28 protein-coding genes and 2 pseudogenes are annotated in these 24,548 nt (G+C 65.0%); 22 read left to right on the top strand and 8 right to left on the bottom strand.

Annotated features, from left to right (window positions below):
• Positions 1-32 precede the first annotated feature (32 nt).
• Together AX735_RS17455 and AX735_RS17450 are read left to right on the top strand one after the other, a co-directional pair.
• A complete protein-coding gene (locus tag AX735_RS17455) occupies positions 33-599 on the top strand; it encodes an SDR family NAD(P)-dependent oxidoreductase (protein WP_231750161.1) in 567 nt (188 codons plus the stop codon).
• 99 nt (positions 600-698) lie between these two features.
• On the top strand, positions 699-2,894 hold the full coding sequence (locus AX735_RS17450) for a TonB-dependent receptor (RefSeq protein WP_020486663.1): 2,196 nt from the start codon (positions 699-701) through the stop codon (positions 2,892-2,894).
• Here AX735_RS17450 and AX735_RS17445 read toward each other — a convergent pair.
• Together AX735_RS17445 and AX735_RS17440 are read right to left on the bottom strand one after the other, a co-directional pair.
• A complete protein-coding gene (locus tag AX735_RS17445; RefSeq protein WP_017980760.1) occupies positions 2,884-3,786 on the bottom strand; it encodes a LysR family transcriptional regulator in 903 nt (300 codons plus the stop codon). The two genes, AX735_RS17450 and AX735_RS17445, sit on opposite strands and share 11 nt — an antisense overlap.
• A 96-nt stretch (positions 3,787-3,882) precedes the next feature.
• Positions 3,883-4,218 (bottom strand): annotated as a pseudogene (locus AX735_RS17440) (integrase core domain-containing protein); the annotation flags it as partial.
• Positions 4,219-4,298: 80 nt separating this feature from the next.
• On the opposite strand from AX735_RS17440, the gene AX735_RS17430 reads away from it, so the two are divergent.
• Positions 4,299-5,347, top strand: a protein-coding gene (locus AX735_RS17430) for an IS3 family transposase (RefSeq protein WP_156002746.1) whose coding sequence is annotated in 2 segments (ribosomal slippage) — positions 4,299-4,551 and positions 4,551-5,347 — 1,050 coding nt in all. Because the reading frame shifts where the segments join, the coding sequence is not laid out codon by codon here.
• Between the two features lie 440 nt (positions 5,348-5,787).
• Here AX735_RS17430 and AX735_RS17425 read toward each other — a convergent pair.
• Both AX735_RS17425 and AX735_RS17420 read right to left on the bottom strand, forming a co-directional pair.
• Positions 5,788-6,288, bottom strand: coding sequence for a hypothetical protein (locus tag AX735_RS17425; protein WP_017980764.1), 501 nt, complete (start codon positions 6,286-6,288; stop codon positions 5,788-5,790).
• A gap of 53 nt (positions 6,289-6,341) precedes the next feature.
• Entirely contained in the window at positions 6,342-6,995 is a 654-nt protein-coding gene (locus AX735_RS17420; RefSeq protein ID WP_017980765.1) for an SDR family NAD(P)-dependent oxidoreductase, read from the bottom strand.
• A 50-nt stretch (positions 6,996-7,045) separates the two neighbouring features.
• On the opposite strand from AX735_RS17420, the gene istA reads away from it, so the two are divergent.
• Together istA and istB are read left to right on the top strand one after the other, a co-directional pair.
• On the top strand, positions 7,046-8,557 hold the full coding sequence (gene istA, locus AX735_RS17415) for an IS21 family transposase (protein WP_017977238.1): 1,512 nt from the start codon (positions 7,046-7,048) through the stop codon (positions 8,555-8,557).
• Positions 8,544-9,272 (top strand): IS21-like element helper ATPase IstB, encoded by a 729-nt coding sequence (istB, locus tag AX735_RS17410; protein ID WP_017977237.1) that lies wholly within the window; start codon positions 8,544-8,546, stop codon positions 9,270-9,272. Before istA ends, istB begins: the two co-directional genes overlap by 14 nt.
• 105 nt (positions 9,273-9,377) lie before the next feature.
• On the opposite strand, the gene AX735_RS17405 is transcribed toward istB, so the two are convergent.
• From AX735_RS17405 to AX735_RS17390, 4 genes are all read right to left on the bottom strand, one after another.
• A complete protein-coding gene (locus AX735_RS17405; protein WP_066282739.1) occupies positions 9,378-10,331 on the bottom strand; it encodes a GGDEF domain-containing protein in 954 nt (317 codons plus the stop codon).
• A 9-nt stretch (positions 10,332-10,340) separates the two neighbouring features.
• A complete protein-coding gene (locus AX735_RS17400) occupies positions 10,341-10,544 on the bottom strand; it encodes a hypothetical protein (protein ID WP_010409268.1) in 204 nt (67 codons plus the stop codon).
• Between the two features lie 114 nt (positions 10,545-10,658).
• Positions 10,659-11,114, bottom strand: coding sequence for a helix-turn-helix domain-containing protein (locus AX735_RS17395; RefSeq protein ID WP_066282733.1), 456 nt, complete (start codon positions 11,112-11,114; stop codon positions 10,659-10,661).
• A 20-nt stretch (positions 11,115-11,134) separates the two neighbouring features.
• Positions 11,135-11,545 carry a hypothetical protein gene (locus AX735_RS17390; protein ID WP_066282732.1) on the bottom strand — a complete coding sequence of 137 codons (411 nt, stop codon included), beginning with the start codon at positions 11,543-11,545 and terminating at the stop codon, positions 11,135-11,137.
• A gap of 394 nt (positions 11,546-11,939) precedes the next feature.
• Here AX735_RS17390 and AX735_RS17385 point away from each other — a divergent pair, with 394 nt between their 5' ends.
• From AX735_RS17385 to AX735_RS17305, 17 genes and pseudogenes are all read left to right on the top strand, one after another.
• Positions 11,940-12,194, top strand: coding sequence for a hypothetical protein (locus AX735_RS17385; protein ID WP_371262956.1), 255 nt, complete (start codon positions 11,940-11,942; stop codon positions 12,192-12,194).
• A gap of 40 nt (positions 12,195-12,234) precedes the next feature.
• On the top strand, positions 12,235-12,519 hold the full coding sequence (traL, locus tag AX735_RS17380) for a type IV conjugative transfer system protein TraL (RefSeq protein WP_007406330.1): 285 nt from the start codon (positions 12,235-12,237) through the stop codon (positions 12,517-12,519).
• A complete protein-coding gene (locus AX735_RS17375; protein WP_064312054.1) occupies positions 12,520-13,107 on the top strand; it encodes a type IV conjugative transfer system protein TraE in 588 nt (195 codons plus the stop codon). It abuts the gene before it with no gap.
• Positions 13,104-13,916: a type-F conjugative transfer system secretin TraK gene (locus tag AX735_RS17370; protein ID WP_066282723.1), complete on the top strand. Its 813-nt coding sequence runs from the start codon at positions 13,104-13,106 to the stop codon at positions 13,914-13,916. Before AX735_RS17375 ends, AX735_RS17370 begins: the two co-directional genes overlap by 4 nt.
• A complete protein-coding gene (locus AX735_RS17365; RefSeq protein ID WP_007406327.1) occupies positions 13,913-15,235 on the top strand; it encodes a TraB/VirB10 family protein in 1,323 nt (440 codons plus the stop codon). The genes AX735_RS17370 and AX735_RS17365 overlap by 4 nt, the downstream gene beginning before the upstream one ends.
• A 20-nt stretch (positions 15,236-15,255) precedes the next feature.
• On the top strand, positions 15,256-16,068 hold the full coding sequence (locus tag AX735_RS17360) for a DsbC family protein (RefSeq protein WP_066282721.1): 813 nt from the start codon (positions 15,256-15,258) through the stop codon (positions 16,066-16,068).
• The gene (locus AX735_RS17355) at positions 16,065-16,850 is read left to right on the top strand and encodes a conjugation transfer protein (protein WP_010409254.1); all 786 of its coding nucleotides are present in this window, start codon (positions 16,065-16,067) and stop codon (positions 16,848-16,850) included. The genes AX735_RS17360 and AX735_RS17355 overlap by 4 nt, the downstream gene beginning before the upstream one ends.
• Positions 16,851-16,855: 5 nt before the next feature.
• Positions 16,856-19,420: a type IV secretion system protein TraC gene (traC, locus tag AX735_RS17350; protein WP_007406319.1), complete on the top strand. Its 2,565-nt coding sequence runs from the start codon at positions 16,856-16,858 to the stop codon at positions 19,418-19,420.
• Entirely contained in the window at positions 19,417-19,791 is a 375-nt protein-coding gene (locus AX735_RS17345; protein ID WP_024310622.1) for a hypothetical protein, read from the top strand. Before traC ends, AX735_RS17345 begins: the two co-directional genes overlap by 4 nt.
• Positions 19,784-20,464: a TrbI F-type domain-containing protein gene (locus AX735_RS17340; protein WP_024310621.1), complete on the top strand. Its 681-nt coding sequence runs from the start codon at positions 19,784-19,786 to the stop codon at positions 20,462-20,464. The genes AX735_RS17345 and AX735_RS17340 overlap by 8 nt, the downstream gene beginning before the upstream one ends.
• The gene (locus tag AX735_RS17335) at positions 20,448-21,041 is read left to right on the top strand and encodes a S26 family signal peptidase (RefSeq protein ID WP_024310620.1); all 594 of its coding nucleotides are present in this window, start codon (positions 20,448-20,450) and stop codon (positions 21,039-21,041) included. The genes AX735_RS17340 and AX735_RS17335 overlap by 17 nt, the downstream gene beginning before the upstream one ends.
• The gene (gene traW, locus AX735_RS17330) at positions 21,038-21,697 is read left to right on the top strand and encodes a type-F conjugative transfer system protein TraW (protein ID WP_024310619.1); all 660 of its coding nucleotides are present in this window, start codon (positions 21,038-21,040) and stop codon (positions 21,695-21,697) included. Before AX735_RS17335 ends, traW begins: the two co-directional genes overlap by 4 nt.
• Positions 21,694-21,981: a hypothetical protein gene (locus tag AX735_RS17325; protein WP_007406328.1), complete on the top strand. Its 288-nt coding sequence runs from the start codon at positions 21,694-21,696 to the stop codon at positions 21,979-21,981. Before traW ends, AX735_RS17325 begins: the two co-directional genes overlap by 4 nt.
• Complete coding sequence (locus AX735_RS17320) at positions 21,978-22,424, top strand: hypothetical protein (protein ID WP_007406338.1); 447 nt, start codon at positions 21,978-21,980, stop codon at positions 22,422-22,424. The genes AX735_RS17325 and AX735_RS17320 overlap by 4 nt, the downstream gene beginning before the upstream one ends.
• Entirely contained in the window at positions 22,421-23,434 is a 1,014-nt protein-coding gene (traU, locus tag AX735_RS17315) for a conjugal transfer pilus assembly protein TraU (protein WP_066282719.1), read from the top strand. Before AX735_RS17320 ends, traU begins: the two co-directional genes overlap by 4 nt.
• A 9-nt stretch (positions 23,435-23,443) precedes the next feature.
• Positions 23,444-24,187, top strand: a complete 744-nt coding sequence (gene trbC / locus AX735_RS17310) for a type-F conjugative transfer system pilin assembly protein TrbC (protein ID WP_066282717.1) — start codon at positions 23,444-23,446, stop codon at positions 24,185-24,187.
• Positions 24,188-24,190: 3 nt separating this feature from the next.
• Positions 24,191-24,548 (top strand): annotated as a pseudogene (locus AX735_RS17305) (conjugal transfer protein TraN); the annotation flags it as partial.

Below are 24,548 nucleotides of genomic sequence, written 5' to 3'. Positions count from 1 at the left end.
CTTGACAGTACATGAGCCCAATCTTGGAAACCGTGTCAGAGTTTGCAACAGAGCCCTTGAACGGGTCGCGCGCTGTCACGCAGGCGGCGTGGCCGGTGATGCGCGACAAGGGTTATGGCCGCGTCGTGATGACGACGTCCGCCGCCGCCATCTACGGCAATTTCGGGCAAGCCAACTACGCTGCGGCAAAACTCGGCATTCTCGGTCTCGCCAATGCGCTGGCGGAGGAGGGCCGCACCAAGAATATTCGGGTCAACACGATCGCTCCGATCGCAGCGTCGCGGATGACGGAAACGGTGTTCCCGCAAGATTTGCTCACGCGGCTGCGACCGGAGGCGATCAGCCCATTGGTAGGCTGGCTGGCTCACGAGGATTGCAGCGAAACCAAAGGCCTTTTCGAGGTGGGCGCCGGCTATGTCTCGAAACTGCGATGGCAGCGCTCACGGGGCCATCGCTTTGGCGACATGGCGGATTTCACGCCTGACGACATCGCGCGTCACTGGTGCGAGATAAGCGATTTCACGCATGCCGAATACCCGACGACGATCAACGACAGCCTTGCCGCGGTCCAACCCCCGGCAGGAGCCGGCGACTTATGACACGATGGAATAGATTGCCCGCATATTGAATTGGACGACCGCGTCCGACCACGCGACTCCGTTGGTCGATAATCATAAATTCTTGGGAGAGATGGGGCCATGAAACATTGCCTGTTCGCGTCCGTCGCCTTGGTTTGGGCTGGATCGGCATTTGCACAATCGGCACCGGTGGCGTCGCCGACGCCGGAGCCCCAACCCTCTGGCCAGACCGAAGCCGCGAGGCCGACGGCGACGGAGGCGCTTTCCGAAGAGATCGTCGTGACGGCCACCAAGCGGGGCTACGCAGAGAGCGTGCAGAACGTCGCCATCGCGATGACCGCATTCGGGGAAGCTCAGCTCGACGCGAAGTTCGTGCAGAACCTCCAGAGCCTGAGTTATGATGTACCCAACGTGCAGCTCGACGGCGTTGGCACTGCGCCTGGTTACGCCAACTTCACGATCCGCGGCCTAGGTATCAACAGCACCATCCCTTCGATCGACCCTACGGTCGGCGTCTTCGTCGACGGCATGTATCTGGGGATCAATGCGGGCGTCGTCCTCGACAATTTCGACCTTGAGGGGGTTGAGGTGCTGCGCGGACCGCAAGGATTGCTGTTCGGCCGTAACGTGACAGGCGGCGCGGTGGTGATGCGCACGACCCTTCCCCGCTTCACCTTTGGGGCCAATGCCAAGGTTTCCGTCGAAACGGGGCTCAAGAAGACCGTCAGTGGGATGGTGACGGGACCGCTGATCGATGACGTCCTGGCTGCCAAGCTGGCGGTATACTACAGCGACGACGACGGCTGGTTCCGAAACCGCTTTGACGGCAGGAGTTTCGGCAAGTCACGCGACCTGATCATCCGCCCGGCGCTCTCCTTCAAAGGCGGCGACGATTTCCGCATGGATATTCGCTTCGAGCATGGCGATGTCGATGGCGACGGCGCCCCGGTTCAAAGCCACGCCGTATTCCCACGCAACACCTTTGGTCTGTCGATTGACTTCCCGGGCTTCTACAAGGCGGTCTGGAACCAGGCGCTCGTCGAAACGAATGTCGATATCGGCCTGGGCGACGGCGTCATCACGAATATCTCGGGCTATCGTCAGTTTCGGTCGCGGACGGCGACCGATATCGATGGGACGCCGCAATCGTTCTTCAACGGCTTCTTCAATATTGCGCAGAAGCAATTGAGCAACGAGCTGCGTTATGCCGGGACATTCGGTGCGGTCGAGGTTACTACCGGCCTATACTACTTTACCCAGGATCTGAGGTATGCCGAGCGTCGCAATCTGCTGAACAATACCCGCATCGTTTCGGGTGGGGGGACCCAAGACCAGACCACATGGGGCATCTTTGCCTCTGCCGACTGGCATTTTACCGACACATTGACGGTCAATCTGGGGGGGCGTTACAGCTGGGAACGCAAGTTCGTGCGCGTGGGCACCTTGCGGGCGGACGGGTGCAATCTGGCCGCGCTCATCTGCAATACCAACTTCGTCGATTCCGATGACTGGAAAAGCTTTACGCCGAAAATCGGACTACAGTGGAAGCCGGATGACCGGACTCAGGTTTACGGCCTCTACACACGCGGTTTCCGCAGCGGCGGATACAATTTGCGCAATACCGACCCGGGCGTCCCGCCGGGGCCGTTCGATCAGGAGGTGCAGGACAGTTTCGAGATCGGGGCAAAGAAGCAGTTCGGCCGTAGCCGGCTGAACCTTGCCGCATTCCATAACCAGCTGGACAATCTGCAGCGGGAAATCATCGTTCCTGGTCCGCTCGGCGTCAGTCAGGTCATTCGTAACACGGCTGACGCGAAGATCCAGGGCGTGGAGGCGGAGGGTCAATTCTTCGTATTCCCCAATCTCGTGCTGTCTGGACAGGTGGGCTACGTCCACGGTCAGTACAGCAACGTCCGTTTCGACATCAGCGGCGACGGGATCATCAACGACGTCGACCGCAATCTGAAGCTGCCGCGGCTTTCGCCTTGGACCTATGGCGCGGGCATCACATACGATCAGCGACTGGGCTCGGTCGGCACCGCGACCGCACGCGTCGATTTTACGCACCGTGATAGTGCCCGCTTCACCGACAACAATATCGGTTTCCTGCCCGCGGCGGACATGCTCGACGCTAGCCTGACCTACACGACGACCGATCGCGTGTGGCGCGTCTCGATCTATGGCCGCAATTTGCTGAACGAGGTCACTTATGGCGGCGACACCCCACTCTCTACGGCGTTCGGCGGTGTCGGCGCCAGCCTGTCGCCACTCAACAAAGGACGCGTGATCGGCGGAGAGGTGGCACTCAGCTTCTAGGCATCCACGCTTGGCGCACGCGCGCGATCAGGTCCTTGCCTGCGGGCTTGATCGGCCATCGCGCGCGTGCGGCGTATGACAACACCAGCGGGTCGAGCAAGCCCGTGTCGAGCAATGGTACGAACGCATCGCGAAACCAGCGGCTTGCTGTGAAAGCCCTTGCCACCAGCCCGATGGTATCGGTCGCGGCGACGATCTGACGAACCAGCGGGAAGTGGTCGGTCAGGTGGATGCGATCTTCCGGGCGTTGCCCGTCCTGCTCATACAGCTGCTGGATGATCGGGGTGTAGGGTTCGGAAGAGGACGGAACGACAAAATCGAACCGCGCCAGCGACTGCTTGTCGACGGGATGGCGCGTTAGGATCGGGTGGTCCTTGCGTACGAACGGCAGGATTTCCACCGTCGCGATGCGATCGCTCTTGAACTGTGGCCAGCCGGCGAAGGCTGCCTCTAACCCGAACGCAACATCAATATCTCCGCGAGAGAGCAGTTGCACCGCACGCTCACTATTTCCCGAAACCGTTTCGATCCGGACGCTGGCACGCCGCTTCAGAAGCCCGATCGCCGGCCCCATGATCAACCAATCGATCGAGCCCGGAAACAGCCCGATGCGAAGCAACCCCGCAAACGGATCGGTGTTGCGGTCTCGCTCTCCCAGCAGATCGAGCGCATCCGCGAGCAGCCGTGCGGCCCGATCGATGAAGTCGCGGCCCTCCGGCGTCATTGCGACGCCGCGCGATGTCCGGTTGAAGATCGCGAAACCGACCTGTTGTTCGAGGTCGGCGACACTCTTCGTGACCGCCGATTGGGTCACGCCGACAGCCTTGGCCGCGCCGGAGAACGAGCCGACTCGCGCGACCGCAACGGCATATCTCAGTCGGGGATCGAGCACGGATAAACCTTTGCCTTTTCACTTGTCGTCCGCAACACCCCAAGTGGCCTTGTCAAAGCAACTAGACTTGCTTCGTTTAAGTGAAGAGGCATTCGCTCAGCGTGACGCGGTTCGTTCGAACCGCGCGGGACTGGTGTAATCGAGTGCGGAGTGGCGCCTGACGAGGTTGTAGAAGCCGTCGATATAGCGGGCAATGGCGCGCTTGGCTTGGACGCGGGTGTAGAAGACGGTGCGCCAGACAAGCTCGGATTTGATGGTCTTGAAGAACGTCTCGACTATCGCGTTATCGTAGCAATTTCCTTTGCCGGACATGGAGATGCGGATGCCGTGGCGACGCAGTCCGGCCTGGAAGTCCACGAAAGAATATTCGCTGCCGCGGTCCGAACGGTGAATGAGCCCTCTGGGCGGAGGCCGCATGACGATGGCCTTGCGTTGACGTCCTCCCTGTTTTTTCATCCGGTTTGAGTGAGAGTTTTCCGGCCCTTTTAAGCCCGCGTGCAAGGAGCCGGGACATGAAGAAGTCGAGGTACACGGAAGAGCAGATTGCGTTTGCGCTGAAGCAGGCGGAAATGGGCACGCCGGTGGCCGAGGTCATCCGCCGGATGGGCGTGTCGGAGCAGACGTTTTACCGCTGGAAGAAGGTGTATGGCGGACTGGGCGGCGGCGAGCTGCGGCGGGTCAAGCAGCTTGAGGACGAGTATCGCAAGCTCAAGCAGCTCGTCGCGGATCTGAGCCTGGATAAGCACATCCTGCAGGACGTGCTCGCAAAAAAGCTCTGACGCCTGGGCGACGGCGCGAGATCGTCGCGCAGGTCCAGGCGTCCCACGGCGTCAGCGAGCGGCGTAGCTGCCTCGCGCCCGGCGTCGACCGCTCGTCGGTGCGGTACGTGTCGCATAAGCCTGACCAGGCGCCGCTGCGGCTGCGCATCCGTGACCTGGCGGCGGCACGGGTGCGCTACGGCTATTTCCGGATCTACATCCTGCTGCGCAGGGAAGGCTGGCTGGTGAACCACAAGCGCGTCTATCGGCTCTACCGGGAAGATGGGTTAAGCCTCCGGCTCAGACGTCCTCGTCGCAACGTCAGCGCTGCAAATCGCGAACGCCAGCCCGCGGCGTCGGCGCCTAACGAGATGTGGTCGATGGACTTTGTCTCGGACGCCTTGTTCGACGGCCGACGGTTGCGGGCGCTGACGGTTGTCGACGCTTTCACCCGTGAGGCGCTTGCGATCGATGTCGACCAGGGCATCAGGGGTGAGCAGGTCGTGGCGGTCATGACGTGGATCTCGGCGATACGCGGCGCGCCCAAGACCATTCGGGTGGACACTGGGCCGGAGTTCATCTCGAAGGCGCTCGATCGCTGGGCGTATGAGAACGGCGTCACGCTGGACTTCTCGCGGCCGGGCAAACCGACCGACAACGCCTTTGTCGAGAGCTTCAACGGCCGGCTGCGGGACAAGTGCTTGAACAGCCACTGGTTCCTGTCGCTGGCAGACGCCCGAGCCAAGATCGAGGCTTGGCGACGGGACTATAACGAGAGCCGTCCTCACACGGCGCTTGGCTGACTGACGCCAGCAGAATATGCTCTATCCGCCGGGGTTACCCCGGCGGATGCAGGCCGGAAGCTCGCATCATGCCCGGATAAAAAACCGGGGGACCGTCAATCTTACCTTTGTGCCACTGCCATGGCCGTGGAAATGGTCGGACACCAAGACGCTGTGGCTGACCGGGCTCGCTCTCGCGGCATTCCTGCCTTCATCGCGCACTGGCTCGCGGGACTTCGCCGGGCCGCCGTCTGTACCGCCATTACCGCCATCGGTATTGCCCCTGCGCCGCTCCCGGTCGGATGGACGACGTTCGCGATCTTCGGCGCCGCAAAGATGACGCGTCCACCCTGCGCGTCATGCCTCTCGGATCGGCGCGAAGCTTCGGGGGGCAACGCTTTGCGTCGTAGCCCGCGTTGCGCAGACGATGGCTACTATGGCGACTATGATCGAACGGGCGATCACGGCAGCTTCGCTTTCATCGTCGCCAGCGCCTCCGCCCACCCGGCAAGTGCACGCGAGACCAGGCGGCCATGAGCAGAGTCGGGATTGGCGGCATAGTCATTCGCCCAGGTGCCGCTCGCCGCGTTCGAAAATCCAAGCGTCGACAGCTTGTTCTCGACCACGGAACGCGTACGCATTTTGTCGGCTTCGGCCCTGCTCATGACGGCAGGGTTTGGATCGAGGCGGAAGTCGCCGTTGCCCAGCGCCTTGCCGGGTCGGCAATTCACAAGCTGCGCCGCCCGACCGTTCCGCGTCATCCGCGGCACGCAGGATCCTCCCTGCGCACAGAAGGATACGCCGTTCGCATCGCGCCGCATGATTGTCGCGGGCAGCAGCCTGCCTGCCGACCAGCGATGGCCCATGTCGTCCGTTACCGGCCGCAAGATGCGGATCCGGCATTCCCGGACGGGTTTCGCCGCGGCCGGCAGGGCCATGCCGACAGACAGGATGAGGATCATGGAACGTATCATCAGTGCCTCCAGGACAGTTTCGGGTCGGATCGACGAGCCCTTCAGGGCGCTGCGGGATGCAGCAGGTCTTCGACGCCCATGCGGGCGAAGAAGGCGCGTTGAAGTTCGGCGGTGACGCCGTTGATGCGCGTGACGTCGCGGCCTTGCGGATCGATGTCGACACGGCGCGGGCGTGTGCCGGGCATCATCGCGACGATGTCACGGATAGCCTCGGCGACCTCCTGTGCATCGTGGCGACGATCGGGCAGGTTAGTCCTGTCGAGCCGCTCGGCGAGTTGATCCGACAGGCCCGCCAGTCGATCGTATTGTGCCACGATCCCGACGTCGGCCGGGCCGACCGCGTGTTTGAAATGATCGGTGCCGGACGTGTAGGCCCCGGGCTGAACGATCACGGTCTCGATGCCATAGCGCGCGGTCTCGAACGCCATCACCTCGGCCAGCACGTCTCCGGCCGCCTTCGATGCAGCATAGGGGCCGGTGAAGGGGTCCGGCAGGCGATTGATCCCGCTGCCGGTATAGATCAGCAGGCCTCGTCCCGCTCGCCGCATGGCCGGGAGCACCGCGCGGTTCACCCGCACCCAGCTGATGGCGTTCAGGTCGATGACCTCCGCGATCTGCTCGGGCCGGAACTGTGGATCGGCGTGGAAAAGGGACCCCGGTAGCGGGGTGATCGGCGTCGAAAAGGGACCCCTCATCCCGGTGGTCTAGGCTGTTCGCTTGGCGTGTGTCAGGCGGCGAGATCGGGATGCTGGTATTGGAGACGGTGTTGAGGATCCGGCGCGAGCACGCGTCGGGGAAGGCCATCAAGGCGATAGCGCGGGACTTGCACCTGTCGCGCAAGGTGGTGCGCAAGGCGATCCGGGCGCCGGAGGCGGACATGGGCTACCGGCGGGAGGTGCAGCCGCTGCCGAAGCTGGGGCCGTTTCAGGCGCGACTGGATGCGTTGCTGGAGGAAGACGAGGCACGACCGCGGCGCGAGAAGCTGCGCCTCACGCGCATCCACGACCTGCTGCTACGCGAGGGGTTCGACGGCTCGTACGACGCGGTGCGGCGTTATGCGGCTCGCTGGCGGCAGGCGCGGCGTCGCGATGTGATGGATGCGCCGGCGTTCATCCCGCTGCTGTTCCGGCCGGGCGAGGCGTATCAGTTCGACTGGAGCCATGAGGACGTCGAGATCTCGGGCAAGCCGATGCGTGTAAAGGTCGCGCATGTGCGGCTGTGCGCATCACGGGTGATGTATGTGCGCGCCTATCCCCGCGAGACACAGGAGATGCTGTTCGACGCGCATGCGCGGGCATTCGCCTTCTTCGGAGGCGTGCCGACGCGCGGCATCTACGACAACATGAAGACGGCGGTGACGAGCGTGTTCACGGGCAAGGAGCGGGTCTTCAACCGGCGCTTCCTGGTCATGGCCAACCATTACATGGTCGAGCCGACCGCCTGCTCACCGGCGTCGGGCTGGGAGAAGGGTCAGGTCGAGAACCAGGTGCAGACCGCGCGCGGCCGCTTCTTCCAGCCACGCCTGCGATTTACCAGCCTCGAGGAGCTGAACGGTTGGCTGGAGGCCGAGTGTCGGCGCTGGGCCGACATGCACCGGCATCCCGAGCGGAAGGAACTGACGGTCGCCCAGGCATGGGCAGCCGAACGGGCGGTGCTCCAGCCTGTTGTCGCGCCCTTCGACGGCTTCCACGAGAGCGAGCACGCGGTAAGCGGCACTTGCCTCATCAGCTTCGACCGCAACCGCTACTCCGTTTCTGCCCGGACGGTTCGGCGCGTTGTGCAGGTCCGTGCCTATGCCGACCGCATCCTCGTGCGCTGCGACGGTGAAGTCGTCGCCGACCATCCCCGGTTCTTTGGCCGGGACCGGACCATCTACGACCCGTGGCATTATCTGCCGGTGTTGGCGACCAAGCCGGGCGCCCTGCGCAACGGCGCACCGTTCCAGGGCTGGGAGTTGCCGCCTGCGCTGTCACGGCTGCGGCGCAAGCTCGGCGCCGGCGACGACGCCGACCGGCGGTTCGTGCGGGTGCTGGCGACAGTGCTCGATGACGGGCTCGAGGCGGTGGAAGCGGCCGTGCGCGAAGCATTGCTGGCCGGCACCGCCAGCGACGACGTCATCGTCAACATCCTGGCCCGCAGGCGAGAACCGCCACGACCGCTAACCATTGTCACCCCCGAGGACCTGGCGCTGCGCCATCCGCCCCGCGCCGACTGCAACCGCTATGACAGCCTGCGAGGTCTCCATGCAGCGGCATGAGATGATGACGGCCATGACCGAGTTGGGGCTGAAGGGCATGGCTGGCGCCTTCGACGAGGCGGTCACCACCGGTCTCCAGCGCAAGCGCACGACCATGGAGGTCCTGACCGACCTGCTGCGTGCCGAGGCGACGCACCGCCATGCAGCGTCGGTCCGTTACCGGATGTCGGCCGCCAGGTTGCCCGCGGTGAAGGACCTCGACGCCTTCGTCTTCGATGACACCCCCATCAACGAGGGACTGGTGCGCTCGCTATACAGCGGCTCGTTTCTTCCGGGCCGGCGCAACGTCGTGCTTGTCGGTGGGACGGGCACAGGCAAGACGCACCTCGCCACCGCCATCACCACCAATGTGGTACGGGCCGGCGCCCGGGGGCGCTACTTCAACACGGTGGACCTGGTGAACCGGCTTGAGGAGGAAACGCGTCTTGGCAAGGCCGGCACGCTGGCAGCCCAGCTCTCCCGGCTCGATCTGGTGGTGCTCGACGAGCTTGGCTACCTGCCGTTCGCCCGCTCGGGCGGCCAACTGCTCTTCCACCTCGTCAGCAAGCTCTACGAGCAGACCTCGGTCATCGTCACGACGAACCTCGCCTTTGGCGAGTGGCCGACCGTCTTTGGCGACCCCAAGATGACCACCGCGCTGCTCGACCGCATTACCCACCATTGCGACATCGTCGAAACGGGCAATGACAGCTGGCGCTTCAAGCACCGCAGTTGACGCCCAGGACCACCGGCAGAGAACGCTTCGCGCTGGTTGCGCCTCCGGTCGGGCTACGCCCGCCCTACGCCGCAACCAGCGCGAACAAAGCGCCCGTCATACCCGTCACGCTGCTCGACGAAGGGGGTCCCTTTTGCACGCCGATAGGGGGTCCTTTTTGGACGCCGATTGACAAATCAGATCCTCGGAGACAGCGTTGGGGGCGAGTACGAGACCCGCCGAGCATGTCACCTCGCCGATCGGCGTCTCATTCTCGACGCGCTGCAGCTTTCGCCTCGAGAATGCCTTGCGGGCTGCGTTCAGCATATCGCGGGCGGCTTCGGGGTCGCAGTTGTCGAACACGATGGCGATCCGCTTTGCCTCCCAGCGGCCGACCCGGTGCGGCATGCAATGATCCCGCAATGTCTGGCCCAGCGCGCGCAGGACCCGCTCGACGACGCCGATCCCATGAGCCGCCCCGATCGAGGTGACCTGATCGAGCGCAACCAGCGCAAGAAGGGTAGGGCCTTCCCGCCCGAGTGCGGCGGTGAGCACCGAGTCGATCGCGATGCGGTTGAGGAGCGAGGTAGCAGGATCGATGTCGGTATCGACGCCCAGCGAGCGTAGGCGCTCGCGGACTAGCGCCGTCTGAAGGCTCAGCTGCTTCAACCGCTCTTCGGCGCGCTCGGCCTGGGCAGTCATCCGAGCGACCGCGCTGTGAATGTTGCCGTCTGTCGAGACCAGTTCGGCCGCGGTGAGCGTGAGCGATTTGACGAAGGCATTGGCTTCCTGGGCGGTTGCCCCGATGATGTGCATGACCTCCGTGGAAAGCTCACCGATCGTCGTCGCGGTGCCATGGAGATCCGCTGGTGCCGAAATTGCTCGCACGTCTTCCTGTCGGAGGCGATAACCGCCGTCGATCAGATTGGCGACGGCCATGAAATGGGCCTCGTCAGCACCTTCGAAATAGGTGTGAGCGAAGCCGTAATTCTCGGGGCTGTGCGGCAGTCGATGCTCGTCGAGAAAATCGACAATGGCATGACCCGATTCGTCGGCTGGCGGACTGGTGCGCAGATCCATCAGAAGCCTCTATCGCCGTTCCGACACAAGGATGTCGTGCCACAGGAACAGATCGCGGTCGATGAGTTCGAGAAGTGCGTTGATAGCGGCCTCGCGGGAGCCAAGTTGATAGCGACGCTGGATCTCGTCCGCGACTCGCAGCGATGCAGGGGAGAGCGCGTAGGTGGACCGCTTGTAACCCGCAGCATCCTCGCGTTCTTTTTTGCGGCGCATCGATAGGGTCGACCGCGCGGGTTTCGGCTGAGAGTCCATATCGCCCTCTAAGCGAAACAGGTGTCACTCTCCAAAGCTCGTTTGATGGGAACGGAGTTCACCACCGGAATTGGTTCAGTTTGCTCCGGTCCGGGGCGGGGGAACCGAATTGAGCATGTTCATCAGGATGGATTGCAAAACCCGCTCGATCGCTTCGGGAGCAAGCCCATCGCCTTTCACCTGCTCGGCGAGCGACAGTAACTGGGGGCAGGAAGCTTCGACGAAGCGGCACGTGACGAGGTAGATCTTGTCGAAGCTGTCATCGAAATAGGCGAGGGGCGTCTTCATCCAGACTGCGGCAAGAAACGCACGTTGCCGGTCGATCTCCAGGATCTCCATGACCCTTATCTGCATCGCGGCCGTAAAGCTGGCGCGACCGGATTTGACCTTTCCGATGAGACTGACGCTTTTCCCGAGTCTCCGGGCCATTTCGACATTGGTTACGCCACGGCGATTCCACTGCTCGATGATAAGCGGATAGTAGAAGTCTGTCTCGGTCTGTCGGCTTGCTGCATTCCTCTGGTCAGTCATGACGACCCCCCTTCTGGGCGCTATATACGGTTATAGCCCGAGAGGCTGTCAATATTTTTTTTAGCGTTAGTCGGAACTTCTCGACGAATCGCACAATCGAAGACGCACAGCATCGACACGGTGAGCAGGAAACGCGCTGTGGCAGGGGTGGTGGGGTCGGTAGTGGCCCTGTCCCGCGCGGCCTGGAAAAGCGCCTTCTGATCGATCTGAATGCGGAAACCGACCCGGTTTTCACCATTGTCCTCGATCGTCGAGGCGCGTTCGAGCATCAGCTCGAAATCCGGCATATCCAAGAATTTCTCCAGTCCATACAGGGCGGTAGAGGAAACGGTCTCAAACCGTCGCGTTGCCAGCGACCGGGTTCTGATCGCTTCTGTTGTGAGACGGAACAGCTCATCGCTGACCCGGAAGGCGTAGATCACATTCGACATGGGGAACGGATAACCCGAGTGCGGGCGAGCGCATACCATCTGGATTGATAGTTTCTCGAGCAATCAATCATTGCCGCACGACCGGGGGTGGTCATTCCAGTTTCGCAACGAAGGCGGTAAAAAAATTCCGCAGGTGGTAAAAAAATTACCTGCTCTATGTTTGTCTGCAGACCCATCGCGTCAGTTTTTTGGCGGAAATGCGTAGTCGGTCTTTCCCGCAGTCAAAGTCGATACGGTAATTTTTTTCCGTCTTGTCGAGGGTCAATACTTGCGAAATCCTTAGGGAGACGACGCGCTTGTGCTTCGTCTTCCAAGGGGAAAGAGCATGTCTGCACTTTCAATGCCGAAGGGTGGCCAGATCAATGGTGTCCTTCTCGGTCTGGCGATCATCGCGATGGTGATGGTCCTGGGCGCGTCGGCGGCGTTCGCCGGCGCCGACACGACGTTCAATACCGCGCTGACGAAGTTCACGGACTTCCTCGAGGGCTCGGGCGGCAAGATCATCACCGTCATGAGCCTCGCGGGCGGCATCGTCGCGCTGGCGTCGGGCCGCTTCAGCCTGGGCCAGGTGGCCGTTCCCGTCGCCGTCGGCGTCGGCGCGGGCACGGGTATCCCGATCGTCACCTCGACCGTCACCGCGACGATCTGAGGCGTCGGCTGGATCAACCGCTGGGAGGGCGGCTTAGCTTATGGACCGGTACACCATCCCTTCGCATCTCGACGACCCGGAGCTGATCGGCTTCTGGACGCTGGACGAGTTCCTCGCGATGGCGATCCCCTTCATCTGGGGGATCCTGTCGCAGCACGTCGTGATCGGACTGATGGTCTCGTTGCTCGGCTGGTGGGGTTTTCGGAAACTCAAAGCCGGCAAGGCCACGTCGTGGATTCTCCACATGGCCTACTGGCACCTGCCGTCGAGTTTTACCGGGCTGAAGGCGACACCGCCCTCCCACCTTCGCGTGATGGTGGGCTAAATGGATTATTCTGTCGGTCTCGCGCAGTCGCAGCGCGTCCTCAAGCAGCGCAACATGCTCGGCATCGTCGCGCTGGTCCTCGCGGGCCTCGTGGTGCTGCTGTTCCTGGTCGGCGCGACCCGTGACCGGGAGATCGTCCTGCAGCCGATCGTCCGCTCCCCGTTGACGCTCTCGTCGAGCGGGGTCAGCGAGCAGTATCTGGAGATGGTCACGCGCGACACCGCGCTGATGACGCTCAACCGCTCGCCCGAAAATCTCGAATACTGGATGGACTCGATCCTGGCGATCGCCACGCCGGAAGCACATGGTTCGCTCAAGCGCGACCTGATGAAGATCCTCAACGAGCAGCGCGGATCGAGCATCAGCCAGTATTTCACGCTCGCCGGCATGAAGGTCGACACCGAGAAACTGACCTCGGAAGTGACCGGCACGCTGCACACCGTCGTCGGCTCGAAGTCGGTCACCGCCGAGCCGAAGACGTTCCGCTTCTACTGGGCGTATCGCGGCCTGACTCTCCAGCTCAAGGGCTTCGGGATGGTCACCAAGGCCGACAAGGACGCCGCGGCAACCATCGGAGACGACGCATGACCGCCTGGGTCGCAGTCGGGCTGATCGGGGGCGGGACCGCCTTCGCATCGCGCCTGTGTTCGCTATCGCGCCTGATCGGGGCAGGGATGATCGTCGCGGGCGGAATGGTGCTCGCCGCGCCAGCCTTTGCCGACGAGCATGTGCTGGCGAAGGACAACAGCGAGGTCGCCTGCACGATGTCGAAGTCGGGGCTGACCCGCGTCAGCCTCAAGGACGATCGCTTCGCCAGCGTCTCGAAGCTGACCACCGGGGTCGATACCGACGATTTCACCGTGGTCAACGAACCGACCCGGGGCGACATCTATGTGTCGGTCCCGGAAGCCTATTCTCGGCCGAACGTGTCGTTCTTCGGCACCACGTCGAAGGGCTATGTCTACAAATTCTCGTGCCGCCTCGCCGGTGACGACGCGCAGCAGGTGTTCGTCGAGAATAAGGATATCGGTGGCGCCGCGGAAACGCAGGTCGCGGCCGTCGCGGCATCGCCGCAGGAGGCGTCCGCCACGCTGGTCCAGGCGATGTTCCAGTCCGCGCCGCTCGAAGGGTTCGAGGTCAGGCCCGCGGTCACCGACCCGGTGATGATTGGCTCGCTCAAGGTCCAGATGGTCGCCGAGTATCGCGGCGCCAGCCTCGCAGGCCGCACGCTCAGGATCGAGAACCGGGGCAAGGTTCCGGTCGCGCTGGGCGAGGGAACGATCGCACCGTCGAACGCGATCGCGGTCTCGGTCGCCAACCCCAACCTCAAGCCCGGTGAAGCCACCACCGCCTATATCGTCACGCCTTCGGGCCTCGCCAACGGAGTGCGGCCATGAGCCTCAAGGACATCTTCCAGCGTAACCGTGCCAAGCAGCTCGATACCGAGCCGGAGGAGGGCGGGGACAGCGAGCTGATGGCCGGCAACGATGCCGTCCGCAAGAAGCAGCTGCTCTACCTCGGCTGTGGTGGCGCCGTCGCGCTGGTGCTGGGCTCCTGGTACGTCATGGGCGACGATGCCAAGCTGAAGCCGGTCGGCACCGACGGGAAGGAGGTGAAGATCACCACCGACGACATGGTCAACCGGAACATGTCGCAGCGTGAATGGCAGGCCGCATCCGAAGCGCAGATGCAGTCGATCAACAATCAGCTGAAGGGCGTCGACGGCCAGCGCGCGCAGATGGAGCAGTTGCAGGCGCAGATCGCCGCGCTCCAGGGCGAGAAGCAGTCGATGGCGAGCGATGGCCAGCGGGTCATGAGCGCCTATCAGCAGGAGAACGACCAGCTTCGCCAGCAGATCGCGCAGCGTAACGCCGCGCCGGCCGCGCCGGCTCCGACGCAGATGTATGGCCCCGGCCAGCCCAATTACCGCACTCCCGGCGCGCCGATGACGGCGGGCGAGGCGGCAGCGGCTGCGGTGTCGCAGTCGCGCTCGATCAAGCTGGTGTCGTTCGAGGGCGGCCCCTCGGGCACCGCGACTCGGATCTCGGGTGGCACGACCAGCTACACCGACAGCCCCAATTACCTGCCGCCCAACTCGATCGCGAAGGCGAAGGTCATCGTCGGCGTCGACGCCTCGGCGGGGGTGCAGTCGCAGACCGATCCGCTGCCGGTGATCCTGCGCATCACCGGCCCGGCGCGCTCGGTCTACCAGAACGGCAAGCTGCTCACGACGCGGATCGAAGGCTGCGTCATCAACGGCGCGGCGCGCGGCGATCTCTCTTCCGAGAAGGTCTATGTGAAGCTGCAGCGGATGACCTGTCCGCAGGCCAATGGCCGGTTCGCGGTGTCGGACGTGAAGGGCTTCATCAGCTTCGCCGGCAAGACCGGCGTGCGCGGCCGTGTCGTCAGTCGCGAGGGCTCCTTGGCGATGCAAGCTTTCTTTGCCGGGCTTGTAGGTGGTGCAGGCAATGCGCTGAACACTGCCTTCAACCAGCCACTCGCAACCTTCGAGACAGACGGCAAAGGAGGGATCAATCGCACCCCGAGCATCGGCAACGTCGGTTTGCGCGCTTTGGGCGGCGGCGCCGACGAGAGCGGTCGAACAGTTTCCAAATACCTGATCGAGCGCGCCGAACAGTACCAGCCCATCATCGAGATGCCGACCGGCATCGATGTCGAGATCGTCTTCCTCGAAGGCGTCTTCATCCAGAACTGAGCCCGGAAGGAGGCGGTCACATGGCAAATACTATCATGATCGGCGCGATGGCGGGGGCGGCGATGCTGCTGACCGGCTCGGCCGAAGCGCCGATCGGCGCGCAGGTCCAGGTCGCGCTGCAGAAGCGGCTTCCCAAGACCAAGGTCGATGCGATCGACTGCTCCAAGGTCGACGGGCTGTGCGAGGTCGTGGCGGGTGCGAACTTGTTCTACGTCGACAAGTCGGCGCGCTATCTCGTCATCGGCCGCGTCTATGACATGGAGACGCGGCAGGATCTGACCGCCGCCAAGCTGCTCGCGCTCAATCCCGATATGCTGGTGGGCGGCGCGGCGAAGGCCAATGCCACGCCCGATGCGCCCGAGGCCGGCGCGGCGCGGGCGGGTGCGCGAGTCACGACCCAGCCCGCCGTCGCCCGCACGCTCGATGTGACGCGGCTGTCGAGCAAGGGTGCGATCGTGTGGGGTTCGGGCACGCAGACGGTCACCGTCTTCTCCGATTTCCACTGCGGCTACTGCCGCGCGCTCAGTCAGGCGCTCGAGACGATGAACGTGCGCGTCATCGAGCGCCCGATCTCGGTGCTGGGAAGCCGCGAGATCGCCAACCAGGTGCTGTGCGCCCGCGATCGTCATGCGGCGGTCCGCGCGGCCTATGCGCAGAACCCGGTCCCGGCAGGCCCGAAGTGCGACACCAGCGGTCTCGATGAGAACGAGGCGTTCGCCAAGGCGCACGGCATCAACGGGACGCCCGTCATCGTCCGCTCCGACGGGGCGGTGATCGAGGGTTTCAGGCCCAAGGCCCAGCTCGTCGAATGGTTGAAGGGAGCCAAGTCGTGACCCGATCCGTGATCCGCCTGCCGGCCTGCCCGGTTTCCGACTATCGCCCGCACGCCCGCGCGAAGCGTATTGCGGCGCTGGCGACGACCGCGAGCCTGGGACTGCTCGCCAGCTGCACCACGCTGGGGACCAACATCTCGGGCAAGTTCGCGTGCGGCGCGCCCGAGGGCGGCAGCTGCTCGCCGGCGACCGTCATCGATGACAAGGCGCTGGCCGAGATCACCGGCGACAGCGGCTATCATCCGGCAGGCCCGTACCAGGCACCCGCGCGCAACAGCGGGGGAACGCAGCGGATCGCCTATGCCTCGACGCCGGTGCCGGCGCAGGCGGCGGGGGTCGGGCCGCAGAAGGTGTTGCGGATCGTGTTCCCCTCGCATGTCGACGCGGCTGGGCGCTTCCACGAGACCGCGGTCGTGCAGGCGGTGGTCGACAACGGCCAGTGGCTGGCGGCGACCGACGGCCACGGTTCGGCGCTTGCCGCGACGCAGACGCTCAACGTCAGCCCCGAGATCCTCTCGCAGCTCGGCGCGCCGATCGCCGCGCTTCCCCCGGTGCCCGCCGAGGTCGCGCAGGTCGCCGCCCCGGCAGCGGCCGCAGGTGCGGCGAGCGCGGTCGGCGCACCAAGTGCGGCAGCGGTCGCGGCCGCGCGGGCCAGGGCGCGCGACGCGGCTGCTGGCAAGGGTGTGCCGATCGCCGCGACGCAGAAGCCGGCTTCGCCCGAACTCGCGTCGAGCACGCCGGGTAACCGCCCAGCGACCTTCTCGCCGCGCGTGGAGGACTGATCGTCATGGCGAAGACCGGCTTCATAGCCCGCCTGCTCGGCGATACGCGCGCACCCGACCAGGGAACACCCTCGCATGGCGCGCCGATGCTGTCGCAGTGGCTGCCGTATCGCAGCTACGACGCGCGGCACGACCTGTTCTACCAGACCGACAGCATCGCGTTCGCGCTGGAACTCGCGCCGCTCATGGGTGCGGACGAGCGCACCGGGGAGATCATCGCGCAGATGCTGTCCGAGAGCGTCCCGCCCAGCGCGCGGGTCCAGCTGCTCGCATTCCAGAGCCCGCGTGTGGGCGCGCTGATCGCGCAATATGCGCTGCCGCGCTACAAGGCGGGCGGCATCCATCGCAAGATCGCCGAGCGGCGGTCGGCGTTCCTGCGTCACGGCGCATGGGTATCGATGTCGAAGGACGGACCGTTCCACGTCCGCAACCATCGCATCTTCCTGTCGGTCTCGATCCGTAGCGGGAAGGCGACACCGGAGGAGCTGACCGGCGTCCGCGACAGCATCGTCTCGACGCTGCAGTCGATCGACATGCCGGCAACCCGGCTGAAGCCGGTCGATCTGATCGCGCTGATCGACGACATCACCGCGCCGGCGTTCGACGTCTCCGACCACGTCTCGGAATATTCAGAACTCGATCCGATCGCCGACCAATGCGTGCGGCGCGACGTCCAGACCGTCGTCCAGGCCGACCGCCTGCTGGTATCGGTCGAGCCGCTGCGCGCGGTGACGAACCTGTCGGGCGAGACGCAGTATCAGGAGATCCGGCCCGACACGTTCGACTATCGCTTCTTCTCGGTCAGGAACCTGCCGAACCGCTGGGCGCCGTGGGACGTGCAGAAGCTGATCGGCGACATGTTCTCCGACAAGCTGCGCCCGGGGTGCCCGACTCTCACGTCGCTATGCCTGTGCTACCAGGACGAACAGGCCGCCTCGTCTAAGGCCGGTTACAAGTTCATGCGTACGTCGAGCCTGGCGGACTCGAAGTCGGCGCGGCTGCTCCCGCAGCTGAAGGACCAGAGCCGCGAATGGGAGCATGTCACCCAGGAGCTGCGTCTCGGCAAGAAGCTGGTGCAGGCCTATTATGCGGTAGGCATCATCAGCCCGAAGGGGCAGGGGGACGCTAACGAGCGCACCGTCAAGTCGATGTACAAGGCGGCCGGGTGGGACCTGCTCGACGAGCGGTTCCTCCAGATCATGGCGTTCATGTCGTGTCTGCCGATGACGCTCGGCAACGGGCTCGACAGCGACCTGAAGCGCATGAAGCGGCTGCGCACGATGCTGACCTCGACCGCGGCGAATATGCTGCCGATCCAGGGCGAGTATCTCGGCGGGCATCTGCCGCACCTGATGTTCATCGGGCGGCGCGGCCAGCCCTTCTTCTGGTCGCCGTTCGAGAACAAGGCCGGCAACCACAATGTCGCGGTGTTCGGCAAGTCCGGCTCGGGCAAGTCGGTCGCGCTGCAAGAGCTGTGCGCGGCGTTCGCCGGCGTGGGCGCCAAGATCATCGTGATCGATGACGGCCGCTCGTTCGAGCATATGGCCAAGAGCCTGGGCGGCAACTTCGTCGAGTTTCGCCTGCGCGACGGGTTCAGCCTCAATCCGTTCTCGATGATCGACGAGACGCTGGTGGCGCAGGACGAGGATTATCTCGTCGACGCGCTGGCGATGCTCAAGTCGATCATCGGGCAGATGGGCCGTCACATCGACAAGCTCAACGACACCGAGCGCGGTCTGATCGATCGTGCGGTCAACCAGGTGTGGGAGGCCAAGGGCAGGGGAGGGTGCGTCGACGACGTGATCGAGGCGCTCGGCTCCGACGGCTCTGTGCAGGGGACGGATCTCGCGATCGCGATGTTCCCGTTCTCGGGAAAGGGCACCTACGGCAGCTTCTTCACCGGTGAGGCGTCGGTGGACATGTCGAACGCGCTAACGGTGTTCGAACTCTCGGACCTGTCGAGCCGCGAGGAACTGCGCTCGGTCGTGCTGACCGCGATCATGTTCATGTCGTCGCAGACGATGCGCCGGATGGACCGCCAGATCCCCAAGGCGCTGCTGATCGACGAGGCGTGGCAGATGCTGCGCGGTGGGTCGATGGCCGATTTCGTCGAGACCTACAGCCGAACCTGCCGCAAATATGGCGCCTCGCTCATCACCGCGACGCAGAGCCTCAACGACTATTACAAGTCGGAAGGGAGCCTCGCGGCGCTGGAGAACTCCGACTGGTCGGTCATCCTGATGCAGAAGCCCGACACGATCTCGGACTTCCAGAAGCACGGCCGCTTCGACATGGACCCCTACACCGAAAGCCTGCTGCGTTCGCTGAAGCGCAACGGCGCGGAATATTCCGACATCCTCATCAAGGGGCCGGAATCGATGGCGGTCGGGCGGCTCGTCCTCGATAAATATTCGGCGACGCTCTATTCCTCCAGCCCGCAGACCTTCGCCGATATCGAGCATCTGATCGACCTCGGCTGTTCGATGGACGAGGCGATCGAACGCGTCGCCTTCCCCGAGGAATATCGCGACAATCCTCCGGGCGAGCCCTGGGTGGAGGCGGCGGAATGAACGCCTTCACGCACGAGCGCGACTGGCGTACGCCGACCGCGACCGACTGGAAACGCACGGGCACGCGCGCGATCGGCGACGCCTGCTACATCCTGTTGCGGGTGTCGGGCTGGATGGCGATGACGCTGCTCGCGACCTTCGGCGTCGCGATCCTGTTCTTCCTGATGCTAGGCGACTTCACCGCGCTCGGCTTCTTCTCGCAGGTCGCCAACCTCGGCACGCGCTTCGTCGCGGCCGACCAGGCACGCCGCGCGGCGTTCGGCGACCAGCTGTTCGTCGTGTGGCTGGTCGCGTTCGGCATCGTCGCCGTGACCCGCGTGCGCCTGCTCGGCGCGATCATCACTTCCACGAAAGGCCCCCGTCATGGTTGATGTTCTCGATCGTCCCGAGGTCGCGTCCGCGGCGGTGCAACCGTCCGCTCCGGCCCCGGCACCCCGTGATGACGCTGCCGGTGCGGCACCGCGCCGTCCGGTCGCGGACAAGGTGGATCGCCGCAAGCCGCAGGGCCTGCCCGTCATCGCCTATGTCGCGGTCGCGCTGGCGGTCGCGGTACTGCTCTGGGGGGCGTGGGTGACCAAGCATCTCCTTGCCCCGCCCGCGACCGTGCCGATGGCGAGCGTCCGGCTCGAAGGCATCGTCTCGGAATATGTCCAGGCGCAGAGCCACAGTAACGGCCAGCCCCAACAGGTGGCCGCGCAGACCCAGGCCTTCATGTCCGCGCTCGACGACGAGATGAAGAAGGTCGGCGCGAGCGGCACCACCGTCCTCGTCGGCGAGGCGGTCCTCTCGAAGAACGTCCCCGATATCACCGACCAGATCCGCCGCGCGGTCTTCGCGCGCGTGCCGCTCCCCGCGGCCGCGCCGAACACCCCGGCCGGTCCCGCGGTCGGTGCGATGCTTCCCCAAGCCTCCGGGAACGTCGCGCCGGCCGCGCCAGGGGCGGCGGTCCCGACCGCTTCGCCGTTCGGGCCTGCGCCGGTCTCGCCGGTCGAGGCGACGGTCACCCAGTCCGCGCCGGGAGGGGTCGATGGCAGCGGCAACTGAGGCGCTGGCGCGGGTCGGTCATGCGGCTCCCACGGCGGTTGACGTCGCCGGGGACCGCGCGGCCCGCAAGGCGCTGATCGTCAAGCGGGTCCGCCAGTGGAGCGCGGTCGCGCTGCTCGGGATCGTGTGGGGCGGCTACAACTCGATCGCCGCGTGGCGCGAGACGCACGCCTTCATGATAAACGCGAGCGAGAGCCTCCCCAACTGGGCGTTCTTCATCCAGCGCGGCCGCGTGCCCGCCAAGGGCGACTATGTGTTCTTCGCGCCGCCCGAGGGCGAGCTGGTGCGCCGCCACTTCGGACCGGATTCGGGACCGTTCGGCAAGCGCGTGATCGGCGAGGCCGGGGCGCTGGTCGAGCATCGCGGGAAATGGGTCTATGTCGACGGCGTCCGCGTCGCGCACATGAAGCCGCGCTCGCGCTTCGGCGAGGTGCTGACGCCGGGACCGGTCGGGCGCGTTCCCGAGGGCTGCTATTATGTCGGCACCGCACACCCCGACGGGTTCGACAGCCGCTACGGCGAGATCGGCTTTGCCTGCGCGAAGCAGATCATCGGCACCGGGACGCCGATCCTGTGATCCGGCGCGCGGGCCTTTTCGGCGGAACCCTGGGCGTGGCGCTGGTCGCCTCGTCGTCCTGGCCGATCGTGCAGGGCGCGCTCGCAAAGGATCACGGCGTGATGGGCCAGACCTGGGCGATCGCCGAGCCGGATCTGCTGGCGACGATCGATACCCGGCTGAAGACGCTGCAGGCCAATGGCGGCATCGAGCGCATGCAGACGGCGCTGCGTGAAAAAACCGAGGAACGTGTCCGCAACCCGATCCCCGTCGCCGGCATCGGCGCGGTGCGCGAGAGCCGCAGCTGGACGTTCGACCCGACGATCGTGCTCGATCAGGACATCCAGGACCAGAAGGGCCGGCTCGTCGCGCGCGCCGGGCAGCGGGTCAATCCGCTGTCGTTCGTCGCGATGAAGACCGACCTCGTGTTTATCGACGGCCGCGACGATGCGCAGGTCGACTGGGCGCTGAAGCGGTGGACCGCGCAGAATGCCAAGATCATCTTCGTCGCCGGCTCGCCGTTCAACCGCATGGGCGAGAAGAAGCGCCGCTTCTTCTTCGACCAGCAGGGCAAGCTCACCAGCCATTTCGGGATCGCGCGCGTCCCCGCCGTGGTCGAACCGGCGGGCCAGGTGCTCAAGATCAGCGAGATCGAGATGTCGGGAGCGGGCGCATGATGTGGCTCGATATTCTCAGGACGCCGATGGCCGCGCCCGAGACGCCGGCCCTCAAGGCGATGCGGCTCGCGATCCTGTGGTCGGCGATCGGGCTGGCGATCGCCATCTGCGCGTTGCAGCCGCTGCGCGCGGTGCTCGGCGCCGGGGCAGGGGGCGCGCTTGCCGGACTGGTGCTGGCGCTGGTCGTGCTGGTGCCGGTGTATGTGATCGCCAAGAACCGGGCCGATAACGCTTTCCTTGACGCAAGCCTCGCGGCGCAGCCGGACGGGGAGGGCAGGGCATGACGACTGAGCGCATCAGCCTGATCGCGCGCTACGCGCTTCTGTGTGTCGCGGCAGTCGGCTTCGGGTGGACATATGTTCTCGCCATATTCGCGCTGTTCCCGGCCTGGATGTTCTTTCCCGTCGTCGCCTTGTCGATGGTCGTATCGATCGCGACCGTGGCGTTGCTCTCGAGCGTCCCTGCGCTGCTGTTCCTGTCCCGCGTGCATTGCGAGATCGAGTCCCTCGTACGAAGGCTTCTCGGGGGCCGTGCCGATCCGGTGACCGCCGCGTCGATCGGAAACGAAATCGATGTCGTCCTTGCCGAAAGCGGGCGGACGATATCGGTTGGCAAACGCCGTGCGCTGGTGCGCGCGCTGGCCGATCAGTCGATAAGCTTCGATGGACGCGACCGCGCCCGGATGGTGCCCCTGGTCATCGCTTTCTCCGAGGAGCCCGGCGCATGATCCGCCGCCTGCTCACCCTGCTCGGCATGATCGCCGCGTTCGCGCTGCTGCCGGCGCCGGCGAGCGCGCTCCCGGCCAACTGCACCGGCAAGTTCGTCAACCCGATCACCGACGTCTGCTGGTCGTGCCTGTTCCCGCTGTCGGTGGGCGGCGCGCACATCTGGCCGGGGAGCCGACCCGATACCAAGAACCCAAGCCTGCCGGTCTGTGCGTGCGGTTCGCCGATCCCGCGCATCGGCATCTCGATCGGCTTCTGGGAACCGGCGCGGCTCGTCGATGTGACCACCAAGCCGTGGTGCTTCCCGAATCTCGGCGGACTTCGCCTCAATCCGGGGCTCGATATCGGGCAGGGCCAGTATACCGGGCCGAAGATCGCGGGCGGTACGACCCAGAACAGCGCCAACTGGCAGGCGCATTATTACGTCTACCCGCTGCTCTACTGGATGGAGATCCTGACCGACTTCCTGTGTTTCGAGCAAGCCTCGTTCGACGTCGCCTATATGACCGAGATCGATCCGCTCTGGAACGACGACGTGCTGACCACGCTCATCAATCCCGAGGTCGCGCTGTTCAACAATCCGATCGCGGTCGCCGCCTGCGCGGCCGACTGCGTCGCGGCGAGCGCGAAGCTGCCGATCGACCCGATGTTCTGGTGCTCGGGCTGCAACGGCTCGATGTTCCCGATGAACGGCAATATCGCGGCGCATAATTCGCCGGTCCAGTCCTCGCGCCTCGCGGCCGAGCGGCTCCTGTTCAAGATGCACCGGCAGGGGCTGGCCTGGGGCACCGCTGGATCGAAGGCGCTCTGCAACAAGTACGTCATGCCGATCCTGAAGAAGTCGCAATACCGCATCCAGATGACCAACCCGACGCCCACGGTGAGCGGCAAATATGCCTGCTCGCCGATCGGCGCGACGACGCTCCCGCCCGACGCGGGCCGGGCCTTCCCCGTCAAGGGCGAGGACTTCGGCTACCTGCTCTGGCGCAAGCGCAACTGCTGCATGCTGTGAGGACCTGACATGAAGAAGCTCCTCCTTTCCGCGCTGGCCATCGCCTCGATCGGCACCGGCTGCGCCGTTCTCGCCCAGACCGTCGAGGGGCTCGATCTCGACGCGATCCGCGCGCGATCGGCCAAGTCCGAACAGGACGCGACCGCGCTAGTGAACGAGGTGGAGCGGCGCGGCGACGCGTTCCGCAAGGATGCGCAGACCGTGCAGGCGGTCGCGCTGGAGCAGATGCGCACGATCGACAAGGCGAGCCTGCCCACGGGGCCGGCGGGTGCGGTCGACTTCGACGAGATGATCCACGCCGCGTCCGCCAACCTCAAGGAGAACCAGGGCACTGCGCCGCAGTTCATGGTGTTCGTGTCCACCTCGATGCCCGAACAGGCGCTGAAGCGGATCATCGCCGATACCTCGGCCGCTGGCGGTGTCGTGGTGTTCCGGGGCTTCCCCGGTAATTCGGGGAAGGCGTTCATCGCCGCGCTCTCCAGGGTGGTCGAGAAGGACCAGCAGTTCGCCTCGATCGGGATCGACCCGCGCCTGTTCCGCGCGTTCGACGTGACCGCGGTCCCGACGATGGTGGTCTCGTCGAGCGATTTCACGCCGTGCGACGGCCTCACATGCAAGACGACGCCGCCTCCGTTCGATCGCATCGAGGGCAATGTCACGGTGCGCTACGCGCTGGAGACGTTCGCGGGCGAGAACGGTCCCGGCGCGCTGGTCGCGCGGACCGCGCTCGCCAACCTCGGCCGGAATCCCTGAACCATGCGGGGGGGCCGCATCCTGATCGGTCTTCTGGCGCCGGTTCTGGCAGCGCAGGCGCTCGCCCAGGTCCAGTCCACCCAGCAGGCCCAGCAGGGCGTCGGCGACTTCTACGGCCTGGGCGATTACACCTACTTCAGCGACACGACCCCCAAGCCCACCCCGACCCCCACACCCACATCCGCGCCGGTCGCCAAGACGACGGTGACCAGCGTCCCCGAGCCGAGCGCGGCTGTCGCGCGGACAACCGCCAGCTCGGCCCGCACGGCGCAGCCCGCGGCATCGAGCAATGCGGCAGCGGCCGAGCCGAGCGCGCAGTCGAGCAGTTCAACCTACACTTACCCCAAGGGGGATATGGCGG

Origin of the sequence: Blastomonas sp. CCH1-A6, from assembly GCF_001556365.1 — a bacterium.
Taxonomy (GTDB): Bacteria; Pseudomonadota; Alphaproteobacteria; order Sphingomonadales; family Sphingomonadaceae; genus Blastomonas; species Blastomonas ursincola.
This window is presented reverse-complemented; position numbering and strand designations above follow the sequence as displayed.

Coding starts and splice junctions, on each gene's coding strand:
- AX735_RS17450 (WP_020486663.1), top strand. CDS start 699: ATGAAACATTGCCTGTTCGCGTCCGTCGCCTTGGTTTGGGCTGGATCG.
- AX735_RS17425 (WP_017980764.1), bottom strand. CDS start 6,288: ATGATCCTCATCCTGTCTGTCGGCATGGCCCTGCCGGCCGCGGCGAAA.
- AX735_RS17420 (WP_017980765.1), bottom strand. CDS start 6,995: ATGAGGGGTCCCTTTTCGACGCCGATCACCCCGCTACCGGGGTCCCTT.
- istA (WP_017977238.1), top strand. CDS start 7,046: ATGCTGGTATTGGAGACGGTGTTGAGGATCCGGCGCGAGCACGCGTCG.
- istB (WP_017977237.1), top strand. CDS start 8,544: ATGCAGCGGCATGAGATGATGACGGCCATGACCGAGTTGGGGCTGAAG.
- AX735_RS17405 (WP_066282739.1), bottom strand. CDS start 10,331: ATGGATCTGCGCACCAGTCCGCCAGCCGACGAATCGGGTCATGCCATT.
- AX735_RS17400 (WP_010409268.1), bottom strand. CDS start 10,544: ATGCGCCGCAAAAAAGAACGCGAGGATGCTGCGGGTTACAAGCGGTCC.
- AX735_RS17395 (WP_066282733.1), bottom strand. CDS start 11,114: ATGACTGACCAGAGGAATGCAGCAAGCCGACAGACCGAGACAGACTTC.
- AX735_RS17390 (WP_066282732.1), bottom strand. CDS start 11,545: ATGTCGAATGTGATCTACGCCTTCCGGGTCAGCGATGAGCTGTTCCGT.
- AX735_RS17385 (WP_371262956.1), top strand. CDS start 11,940: ATGGTGATGGTCCTGGGCGCGTCGGCGGCGTTCGCCGGCGCCGACACG.
- traL (WP_007406330.1), top strand. CDS start 12,235: ATGGACCGGTACACCATCCCTTCGCATCTCGACGACCCGGAGCTGATC.
- AX735_RS17375 (WP_064312054.1), top strand. CDS start 12,520: ATGGATTATTCTGTCGGTCTCGCGCAGTCGCAGCGCGTCCTCAAGCAG.
- AX735_RS17370 (WP_066282723.1), top strand. CDS start 13,104: ATGACCGCCTGGGTCGCAGTCGGGCTGATCGGGGGCGGGACCGCCTTC.
- AX735_RS17365 (WP_007406327.1), top strand. CDS start 13,913: ATGAGCCTCAAGGACATCTTCCAGCGTAACCGTGCCAAGCAGCTCGAT.
- AX735_RS17360 (WP_066282721.1), top strand. CDS start 15,256: ATGGCAAATACTATCATGATCGGCGCGATGGCGGGGGCGGCGATGCTG.
- traC (WP_007406319.1), top strand. CDS start 16,856: ATGGCGAAGACCGGCTTCATAGCCCGCCTGCTCGGCGATACGCGCGCA.
- AX735_RS17345 (WP_024310622.1), top strand. CDS start 19,417: ATGAACGCCTTCACGCACGAGCGCGACTGGCGTACGCCGACCGCGACC.
- AX735_RS17340 (WP_024310621.1), top strand. CDS start 19,784: ATGGTTGATGTTCTCGATCGTCCCGAGGTCGCGTCCGCGGCGGTGCAA.
- AX735_RS17335 (WP_024310620.1), top strand. CDS start 20,448: ATGGCAGCGGCAACTGAGGCGCTGGCGCGGGTCGGTCATGCGGCTCCC.
- AX735_RS17325 (WP_007406328.1), top strand. CDS start 21,694: ATGATGTGGCTCGATATTCTCAGGACGCCGATGGCCGCGCCCGAGACG.
- AX735_RS17320 (WP_007406338.1), top strand. CDS start 21,978: ATGACGACTGAGCGCATCAGCCTGATCGCGCGCTACGCGCTTCTGTGT.
- traU (WP_066282719.1), top strand. CDS start 22,421: ATGATCCGCCGCCTGCTCACCCTGCTCGGCATGATCGCCGCGTTCGCG.
- trbC (WP_066282717.1), top strand. CDS start 23,444: ATGAAGAAGCTCCTCCTTTCCGCGCTGGCCATCGCCTCGATCGGCACC.